The 9,503-nt window shown below is 71.7% G+C and carries 8 protein-coding genes; 6 read left to right on the top strand and 2 right to left on the bottom strand.

The window, feature by feature from the left end; genetic code table 11:
• Positions 1-236 precede the first annotated feature (236 nt).
• The gene (locus AB0J67_RS12115) at positions 237-1,988 is read left to right on the top strand and encodes a prolyl oligopeptidase family serine peptidase (RefSeq protein WP_363480176.1); all 1,752 of its coding nucleotides are present in this window, start codon (positions 237-239) and stop codon (positions 1,986-1,988) included.
• Here the strand turns inward: AB0J67_RS12115 and AB0J67_RS12110 are convergent.
• The gene (locus tag AB0J67_RS12110; RefSeq protein ID WP_363480173.1) at positions 1,952-3,241 is read right to left on the bottom strand and encodes a helix-turn-helix transcriptional regulator; all 1,290 of its coding nucleotides are present in this window, start codon (positions 3,239-3,241) and stop codon (positions 1,952-1,954) included. The genes AB0J67_RS12115 and AB0J67_RS12110 overlap by 37 nt on opposite strands.
• Positions 3,242-3,391: 150 nt before the next feature.
• Here AB0J67_RS12110 and AB0J67_RS12105 point away from each other — a divergent pair, with 150 nt between their 5' ends.
• From AB0J67_RS12105 to AB0J67_RS12085, 5 genes are all read left to right on the top strand, one after another.
• Complete coding sequence (locus AB0J67_RS12105; RefSeq protein WP_363480170.1) at positions 3,392-3,598, top strand: hypothetical protein; 207 nt, start codon at positions 3,392-3,394, stop codon at positions 3,596-3,598.
• The gene (locus AB0J67_RS12100) at positions 3,570-3,818 is read left to right on the top strand and encodes a hypothetical protein (RefSeq protein ID WP_363480167.1); all 249 of its coding nucleotides are present in this window, start codon (positions 3,570-3,572) and stop codon (positions 3,816-3,818) included. Before AB0J67_RS12105 ends, AB0J67_RS12100 begins: the two co-directional genes overlap by 29 nt.
• Before the next feature lie 163 nt (positions 3,819-3,981).
• Positions 3,982-5,178, top strand: coding sequence for a fused response regulator/phosphatase (locus AB0J67_RS12095; protein ID WP_363480164.1), 1,197 nt, complete (start codon positions 3,982-3,984; stop codon positions 5,176-5,178).
• Positions 5,175-6,791, top strand: coding sequence for a CHASE3 domain-containing protein (locus tag AB0J67_RS12090; RefSeq protein ID WP_363480162.1), 1,617 nt, complete (start codon positions 5,175-5,177; stop codon positions 6,789-6,791). The genes AB0J67_RS12095 and AB0J67_RS12090 overlap by 4 nt, the downstream gene beginning before the upstream one ends.
• Entirely contained in the window at positions 6,788-7,234 is a 447-nt protein-coding gene (locus AB0J67_RS12085) for a response regulator (protein WP_363480159.1), read from the top strand. Before AB0J67_RS12090 ends, AB0J67_RS12085 begins: the two co-directional genes overlap by 4 nt.
• 24 nt (positions 7,235-7,258) lie before the next feature.
• Here the strand turns inward: AB0J67_RS12085 and AB0J67_RS12080 are convergent, their stop codons facing one another.
• A complete protein-coding gene (locus AB0J67_RS12080) occupies positions 7,259-9,460 on the bottom strand; it encodes a transglycosylase domain-containing protein (protein WP_363480156.1) in 2,202 nt (733 codons plus the stop codon).
• Positions 9,461-9,503 lie beyond the last annotated feature (43 nt).

Here is a 9,503-nt window from a genome sequence, read left to right as displayed (position 1 = left end):
GCGCGGCGGGTGATGTGGAGGGCGGGCTCAGGACGGCCATGGGAGATGGGTGCGTGAGCCCGCCCGGCACCTGCCACCGCAGCACCTCCGGCGGTACGGCGACAGGGCCACGGGAACCATTCACGCCCATGGGCAGCGGATTCTCCAGGAGCGCCAAGCGGACCGAAGGCTGGTCCGCATGGGCCGCGGACGAACGGCGCTCGACCTCGGTCCCCGGGCTGTGATCGGATGAGCCGGTGAGTGACGGCGCGGCTGCGGCCACCGGGTGGGCGGCGCGGACATCGGCCCGCTACGACAGCCTGGCCGCCACCCCGTCCGGTCTGCAGTGGGTCGAGCGCGACCCCGCATCGGGCCACAGCGTCCTGGCCACCTGGACGCCGTCGCGTGGGACGGTCCTGGGCACCGTGCCGATCGGCAGCGACGTGCATGCCTACGGCGGCGGCGCCTTCGTCGGCACGGACTCGGGCACCTGGGTGGTGCGGGAGTCCGACGGGCAGGTGTGGCATGCCGACTCGGGCGTGCGGCTGACCGGCTCGCCGCACCGCCACGGCGGGCTGAGCGGCGGAGACGGCCTTCTCCTGTGCGTGCGTGAGACCGCGACCCACGACCAGCTCGTCATCGTCGACCCCGCGGGTCCGCCCGAGTCCGTCGTCGTGGAGGCCCCGTTCCTGGGATCAGCCGTCCTCGACGGCGGCCGCTTGGCATGGACCCGGTGGGAGGGCGGCACCGTCCCCTGGGACTCCAGCGAGGTCTGGGTGGCGCGGCACGAATCCGGCGTGGCCCGCGACGCCACGCGGATTGCCGGCGGTCCGCACGAGTCTGCGGTCCAGCCGCGCTGGGCACCGGACGGCTTCCTCTATTTCATGTCGGACCGGACCGGTTGGTGGAACCTCTACCGCTGGCGTGCCGGGCGCACCGAACCCGTCGCGCCGATGCGCGCCGACTGCGCCGCCGCACCCTGGGAGCTGGACTACCTCAACTACGCCTTCGTCGGCGGAGGCCGGGTGGCGCTCACGGCGCAGACCGGTCCGCTGCACCGCCTCTTCGTAGTCGAGGCCGCCGGGACCGTACGACCGGTGGAGCTGCCGTACACCTCCATCAAGCCCTACCTGGCCGCTGTCGATGATCGTGTGGCGCTCATCGGCGGTTCGCCCGACCGGGATCTCGAAGTCGCCCTGGTCGCCACGGACGGCTCCGACGGAGTGAAGGTGATCCGCGCCGGGGACCGGGCGCCCGCCACGGCCGTCGCGGTGCCGGAGATCATGCGGATCAGCTCGGGAGACGCCCTGGTGACCGTGCTGTTCCACCCGCCCCGCGCCGAGAGTACGGCTCCGGTGATCGTGCGCCCGCATCCCGGGCCGACGCACCACAGCGCCTTCCGGCTCGACGAGGAGGTGCAGTTCTTCGTCCGCAACGGCTTCGGGGTCGCCGACGTCGACTACCGCGGCAGCACCGGGTACGGCAGGGCGTTCCGCAAGGCGCTCGACGGCCAGTGGGGGATTCTCGACGTCGAGGACTGCCGCGCGGTCGCGCAGCATCTGCTCGACACCGGCCGGGCTCGTCCCGGCGGGCTGTTCATCTCCGGTGCGAGCGCGGGCGGCTACACGGCGTTGCGTGCCGTCTGCGAAGACGGGCCGTTCGCGCTGGCCGTGGCCCGCTCCGCGATCGTGGACCCGCAGCGGTGGGCGCACACCGCGCCCCGGTTCCAGCGGCCGCACGCCACGATCCTGTCGTCCGCCGACGCGAAGGTGCTGCCGTCGCGGTTCACCGCACCGGCGCTGCTCATCCACGGTGACGACGACACGGTCGCGCCGATCGCCGACGTCACGGCGCTCGCCGGGGCGCTGGCCCGCCGTGGCCTGCTGCACGGGTTCTTGCGGCTGCCGGGTGTCGGCCACTACCTGAGCGCGCCGGATGCCCTGGCCACGGCACTGCACGCGGAGCTGGCCGCCTATCGAGCCGTGCTCGGGCGCGTGGCCGCGCCCTGACCTGCCGCGGTCGACGTGGGCAGCGTGGCCCGGACCAGTTCGGCCAGCTCCTTCACCTCGGGCAGGTGCCCGTGCCGGTGCAGCTCCGCCATCATCAGCGCCACGCGATGCTTGGCGCGGAACGACGCGGTCGCTCGCGCCTGCCGGACGGCCACGTGGCCCGCAGCGCAGGCCTGCTCCAGGTCTCCCATGCGGGCCAGGCACGACGCCAGGAGCGCGGCGTCGATCGCCCGGCGGCGTACGCGCATCGGTTCGAGCAGCCGCAGCGCGCGCGACGCCTCCTGCTGGGCGAGGTCGAACCTGCCCAGGTCGAAGAAGCAGTGCGCCTTCTCGTCGGCGAGGTCGGCCTCGCCGAAGTAGCCGATCCAGCCCGGTTCCTCACCGGCTGAGCGGCGAGACAGGTCGGCGTCCACCTCCTGTAGCGACGCCATGCAGGCACGCTCGTCACCGCGGCGGGCGTGGGCCCGGGCGAGGACCGTCCGGAAGGCGGCGCGGGTGCCGGGCCCGGCGTGCCGCTCGGTGCCCTGCAGCGCGGCGGTGGCGAGCCGGATCGCCTGCTCGGCGTCACCGCAGTGCAACGCGAGATGGGCGAGGCTCACGCCGACGATGTAGCCGCCGTACAGACGGTCGCCGGTGGCCCCGACGACCTCCAGTGCCCGCAGGTAGTGCCGTTGTGCCACGCCGTCCGCGCCGAGGTCCACCGCTTCGTAGCCGGCCAGTTCGAGCAGCCCGGTGGCCACTTCCGGGCTGGCGGCGACGACCTCGTCGAGCCCGTCCTCCAGCACGCCCGCGACGGCGGTGTACGCGGCTCCGGCACCGCAGGCGTGATCGAGCTCGCGAAGGCTGCGCAGGGTCTGACGCGCGGAGAGGGAGGCTTCGGTGTCGGCGCGACCGCGCCGGGAGGTGTCCGGGGCCAGCAGCCAGTCCAGCACCGGACGGTCCGACGCCTCGGAGTGGTATCCGGAGCCGGCCGGATCGCCGCCACGGCGCAACCTCCGCTCACGGACGAGCATCGGCCACATCCGCCGCAGCGCGCCACGGGCGTCGAGGGCGTCGTCGCACCGTCCGACGAACTCCTCACTGGGCAGGCGCTGCGCCGTCTCGATCTTGCGAACCAGGTCGCGGTGCTGGTAGAGCAGACGGCCGAGTTCGGCCTGGGACAGGCCGCGCGCCGTGCGCAGGCGTCTCACCTCTGCCCCGAAGTAGTGCAGCGCAGATCGGGTCGGCTCCAGCTCCCCCGGTTTCTGCCCCATCCGCCCTCCCCGTCGTCGGAGACCACCATCAGTCGATTGTGGAGCGAGCCGCCGACACCCGCGTGTGGGCGAGGCAGTCACGATGAGGACAGGGCCGCCGTCCGCATCGGGTGGCTACCCCGCCGGGCGGGCGTGCCGTGTGCTTGAGCCATGCTCTTCACGAAGCTCATGCGCCTTGCGGGCCGGGCCGACCAGGACGCGACCCGGCAGCTGGTCACCTGTCAGGAGGAGGAACCGGCAGCGCCGGCCGACGTCGACGCGATCACGCGATTCAGCGCGGCGACCGCTTGGGCCCGGGAGGACACGCGGCTCCTTACTATGATCATTGATGGCCTGCGCCGCCCGGAGCGGCGGTGACGGGGCACGCAACGAGCCCCAGTGGTTCGTGGCCGACGGCAGCAGGGTCGTGCTCGGCAGCGAGGTGCGCGTCGACGACGGTCCCGGCGCGTACGGCGTCGTCGTGGGTGTCGACCCCGATCATGGGATGCCCGTGGTCGAGCTGGTCAGCGGACCGCACGCGGGGCAGGTGCGCAGGTTGTGGCCCGGTCAGGTCCTGGGGCTGCGGTCAGCGCGGTGACCGAGATGGGCACCCCCGGTGCAGGGATGTTTCAAGCGGTGCGGTGAGGTTAGTACCTGCGGGATGCATAAGTTGTGCAACCAGGCTCGCCGCAGGCATGATCGGCGTGCGTTGCCTGGAACCCGCGTTCACCCCACCCTGCGGCGTCGGAAGTAGGACATCCATGTTCACCGCTGCACCCGTGCCGGCGCAGCCACGCGGACCGGCGCGGCTGACCCGGCTGCGGGTGCTGCTCGTCGAGGACGACGAGGGCGACGCCTTCCTGGTCGAGGAGCTGCTGCGGGAGCAGGACGCCGCGATCCAGCTCACCGTGGTGCGCAGCCTGCGCGAGGCGCGGCCGCTGCTGGCCGACGTCGACTGCATCCTGCTGGACCTCGGGCTGCCGGACGCGCAGGGCATCGACGGGCTGCGCCGGGTTCTGGCCGAGGCGCCGGGCACGGCCGTCTGCGTGCTGACCGGGCAGCAGGACGCTCACGTCGGCATCGGCGCGGTCGGCGAGGGCGCGCAGGACTACCTGGTCAAGGGCCAGGTGGACGGCGCCCTGCTGGAGCGCTCGGTGCAGTACGCCGTCGAGCGCAAGTACGCCGAGGAGAACGCGCGGCGGCTGCGTGAGGTGGAGCTGCGGCAGGCGGAGTCGGCGCGGCTGGAGCGCGGTCTGCTGCCGCAGCCGCTGATGACCACCGACCGGCTGGCCGTGCACACGTTCTACCGGCCCGGCCGCTACGAGGCGCTGCTGGGCGGGGACTTCTTCGACGTGGTGCAGACCTGCCCGGAGACGGTGTACGCGATGATCGGCGACGTCAGCGGCCACGATGTCGACGGCGCGGCGCTGGGCGTCGAGCTGCGGGTGGCCTGGCGTGCGCTGACCCTGGCGGGCGTGCCGCAGGAGCAGACGCTCGCCGCGATGGAGCAGGTGCTGTCCAGCGAGCGCAGCCACCCGAGCACGTTCGCCACGATGGCGGTGGTCCGCATCGACCTGGCGGCCGAGGCGGCGTCGTTCTGGCTGGCGGGCCATCCGCCGCCGCTGCTGCTGTCGGGCGGCCGGGTGGCCGAGGTCGAGGCGCCGTACGGGCTGCTGCTCGGGCTGGGCGACGCACCCCGGGAGCGGGCCGAGGTGGCGCTGGGCGAGGACTGGTCCCTGCTGCTGTATACCGACGGCCTGGTGGAGGGCCGGGTTGGGGTCGGCGGTGAGCGGCTCGGTGACGACGGGTTGCGCGGGTTGTGCGCGGGCCGCCTCACCCGCGGGGAGTCGATGGAGCGGCTGCCGGCGAGCCTGGTCGGCGAGGCCGAGACGCTCAACGGCGGTCCGCTGGCCGACGATGTGGCGATCGTTCTGCTGAGTAAGGAATCGAATCCGTGATCAAGAGCGTGAAGTGGAGCCACCCCCGCGGCTGGTCACTGCGGGCCCGCGTGACGGCCCTGACCGGCACCGCGGCGGTGCTGCTGGCACTGCTGGCGCTGGCCGCGACGGCGCTGGCCGCCGTCAACCGCGAGCAGCTCGACGCGGTGCTGAACAAGACGGGTGTGCTGCGGCTGAGCAGCGAGCGGCTGAACATCTCGCTGGTCGACCAGGAGACCGGCATGCGCGGCTACGCGCTCAGCGGAGACACCGCCGATCTCGCCCCCTACCGCAGCGGCCGCGAGGAGGAGGAGGCGCTCTACGCCTCCATGATCCCGTTGCTGGCCGACGAGCCCGCGGTGCGGGGCCAGCTGGAGCGGGCGAGGTTGACCGCGGCCACCTGGCGCACCCAGGTGGCCGAGCCCGTGATCACCAAGGCCCGGGACGCCGGTCCGGACGCGGCGCAGGAGCTGCTCGGCCAGGTCAGCGGCAAGGAGCGGTTCGACCAGGCGCGCGCCGAGGTGGCCCGGCTGCAGGAGCAGATCGTCACGCTGCGCAACGCGGCGGTGGCCGACGTGCAGTCCAGCAGCGAGCGGCTGGTGGTGCTGCTGATCGCGGCCGGCGCCGTCGTGGTCGTGCTGGGCGTCGGCCTGGTGATCATGATCAACCGGATGGTGACCGTCCCGGTGACCGCGCTCGCGGCGCAGGTGCGCAACGTGGCCCGGGGCGCCTACGACACGAAGATCTCCATCGACGGCGCGCCGGAGCTGGAGGCGCTGGCGCGCGACGTCGAGACGATGCGCCGGCAGATCGCCAGTGACCTGCGCGAGGTGCGCGAGGCCCGGCAGGCCGTGGAGCTGGTCAACCAGCAGCTGCAGGCGCAGGCGGCCGAGCTGACCCGCTCCAACCGTGACCTGGAGCAGTTCGCGTACGTCGCCTCGCACGACCTGCAGGAGCCGCTGCGCAAGGTGGCGAGCTTCTGCCAGCTGCTGCAGCGCCGGTACGCGGGGCAGCTCGACGAGCGGGCCGACCAGTACATCCTGTTCGCGGTGGACGGCGCGCAGCGCATGCAGCGGCTCATCAACGACCTGCTCGCGTTCTCCCGGATCGGGCGCAACACCAGCGGGTTCGAGCCGGTGTCGCTGGACGCGGTGATGACCGAGGTGGCCGCGCAGCTCAACGTCGAGGACCGGTACGGCGCCGACGCCATCACGTGGTCCGGCCTGCCCACCGTGGCGGGCGAGGAGGCGCTGCTCGGGACGCTGCTGGTGAACCTGATCGGCAACTCGCTGAAGTTCCGCAACCCGGACGTGCCGCCGCGGGTCGAGGTGAGCGCCCGCCGCGACGGCGACGCGTGGGAGATCACGGTCGCCGACAACGGCATCGGCATCGAGGCCGAGTTCGCCGAGAAGATCTTCATCATCTTCCAGCGGCTGCATGCCAAGGACGCCTACCCGGGCACTGGAATGGGGCTGGCGATCGCCAAGAAGATCGTGGAGTACCACGGCGGCCGCATTTGGGTCGACGCCACCCGCACCGAGGGCGCTGCCATACTGTTCTCGCTGCCCGTGGCAGAGAACACCGGTGCGGAATCGCTCACGGTGCCGACCCCGCACAAGGAGCTGACCGCATGATCTCCGCCGACGACCGCCCGATCACCGTGCTGCTGGTCGAGGACGACCCGGGCGACGTGCTCATGACGCGGGAGGCGTTCGAGGAGTACAAGATGCGCAACACCCTCAACGTCGTCAGCGACGGCGTGGAGGCGCTGGCGTACCTGCGCCGCGAGGGCGAGTTCGCCGACGCGGCCGTGCCGGACCTGATCCTGCTCGACCTGAACCTGCCCCGGCGGGACGGGCGCGAGGTGCTCGCCGAGATCAAGAACGACCCCGACCTGTGCCGCATCCCGGTCGTGGTGCTCACCACCTCGCAGGCCGAGGAGGACGTGCTGCGCAGCTACCAGCTGCACGCCAACGCGTACGTGGCCAAGCCGGTGGACTTCGAGCGGTTCATCTCGGTGGTCAAGCAGATCGACGACTTCTTCGTCAGCGTGGTGCGCCTGCCGAACCGCGGCTGACCGCGGACCGGCGCCGCCGCGCCGTCAGGGCGACGCCCGGCCGGTGCCGAACACCAGCCGGTTGCTGCTCGGCTTGCTGAACTGGGTGTTCGGCTTGCCCCGCATGGCGTCGCGCATGGCGTACTGCACCGCCGGGTTGATCACCCGGTGCGACATCTTGTGCGTGCTCACCTGCGCCCAGTCCGGATCGGTCTGGAATCCGCTGATCGCCAGCAGCTTCGTGGTGATGGTCAGCGTCACCGACTTGGAGTCGTCGGTGGTGCCGGTCTTGCCGGCGATGTGCTTGCCGATGATCTCCTTGGAGTCGCGCGCCGTGGTGCCGTTGCAGCGGCCGTAGAGCGACTGGTCGCCCAGCGGGCAGCGGGCCGCGTCGATCGCGGCGCGCGCCACGTCGACGGGGATGTTCTGCCGGCAGCGCGGGTCGCCCGCGGCCAGCTCCTCGCCGTCCCGGTTGACGATCTTCTCGACCGGGATCGGCTCGCAGTAGACGCCGTCGGCGGCCAGCGTCGCGAACGCGTTGGCGATCTGCAGCGGGGTGTGGTCGGACGCGCCGAGCGTGAACGGCCCCCACAGCTCGGGGCGCTCGTTGGCCCAGTACGCGTCGTCCATCGGGGTGCGCGGGTTGTCGTAGAAGGTCAGGCCGAGGCGCTTGGCGGTGTCGATGACCCGGGCGCCGCCCACCCGCTCGAACAGCGGCACGAAGTAGGTGTTGACCGAGTTGCCGAAGCCGGTCCACATGTTCTGCGTGCCCCAGCCCCGGCCGCCGGAGTTGGTCGGGCACCAGTAGCCGCCGCAGCTCGGGCTGCCGGTGATCCGGGTGCGCGACACGTACGGCGCCCGCGTGTTGATGTTGTAGTTGAGCGGGTAGCCCTTCTCCAGCGCCGAGACCAGCGTGAAGATCTTCATGACCGAGCCGGCCTGGTATCCGCCGAGGTCCGGGCCGCCCGTCAGCAGCGGGTTGGTGGTGTTGGGGTAGCTGCCACGGATGCCGCGCCGGGCCAGCGCCGGGTTGGAGTGCTTGCCGTTGGTCGGCTTGGTCTTGCTGTCCAGCCGGAAGTTGCGGTTGGTCGCCAGCCCGCGCACCTTGCCGGTGCCGGGCTCCACGGCGGCCAGCATGACCGCGTCGGACTTCCACTTCCACCGGCCGCCGTCGAGGTCCGGGTTGCGGTTGAGGGAGCGGTCGATGCTGCGGTCCATGGCGGCCTGCGTGGTCGGGTCCAGCGAGCTGATGATCCGGTAGCCGCCGGACTTGAGCTGCCGCTCGCGCTCGTACGGCGTGGTGCCGAACACCTCCTGCTGGGTCCACCAGCGCTGGAAGAAGTCGCAGAAGAAGCCCCACTTGATGTTGGCGGCCTCCACGCAGCCGTTGGCGGTGTTGGCGCCGACCACCTTCAGCGGCTCGGCCTTGGCCATGGCGCCCTGCTCCGGCGTCAGCATCTTGGCCTGCACCATCTCGTCCAGCACGTAGTCACGCCGGGCGACGGCCAGGTCCTTGCCCTTCAGGGTCTCGGCGTCGAAGTCGCCGGGGAACTTCACCAGCGCCGCGATGAACGCGGCCTCGGCGACGGTGAGATCCTTGGGCTGCTTGTCGAAGTACACCTTCGCCGCCGCGAAGATCCCGTAGGCGCGGTTGCCGAAGTACGCCGTGTTCAGGTAGCCCTCGAGGATCTGGTCCTTGGACAGCTGCTCCTCGATCGCCAGCGCGTACCGCATCTCGCGGATCTTGCGCCAGGCGGTGTCCTCGGTCGCGTCCACGACCTCCTGCGCGGTGGTCGCCGAGTACGAGATGGACAGCCGGACGTACTGCATGGTCAGCGTCGAGGCGCCCTGCTCCACCGTGCCGGCCCGCTTGTTGGCGATGAACGCCCGCGCGATGCCCTTCACGTCGACGCCGATGTGCTTGTAGAAGTTCTGGTCCTCGGCGGCCAGCACCGCCTGCCGCACGATCAGCGGGACCTCGGCGAGCGCGATGTCGCGCCGGTTCTCGTCGTACATGGTCGCCAGCAGCGTGGTGCCGTTGCTGGCGTAGACGTAGCTGAGCTGAGGCGAGCTCCTGGTCATCAGGTCGTCGGGGAGCCGGCCGAGCTCGTGGCCGCCGATCTGCGCGGCGAACCCGGTCAGCGCCAGCGCGGGGAACGCGGCGGCGGCCACGATCACCCCGGCGAGGACGCCGCACAGGAGCATGGCGGAGATGTCGATGAGGATCTTGCGAGCGCGTACACGCATGACGGCCACCGCCTCGGATCACGTGCTGGGCTCAAGGGTCGCA

The organism is Catellatospora sp. NPDC049609 (assembly GCF_040675365.1).
Lineage (GTDB): Bacteria > Actinomycetota > Actinomycetes > Mycobacteriales > Micromonosporaceae > Catellatospora.
Note: the sequence above shows the minus strand (reverse complement) of the source record. Positions and strands in the feature narration are given on the sequence as shown.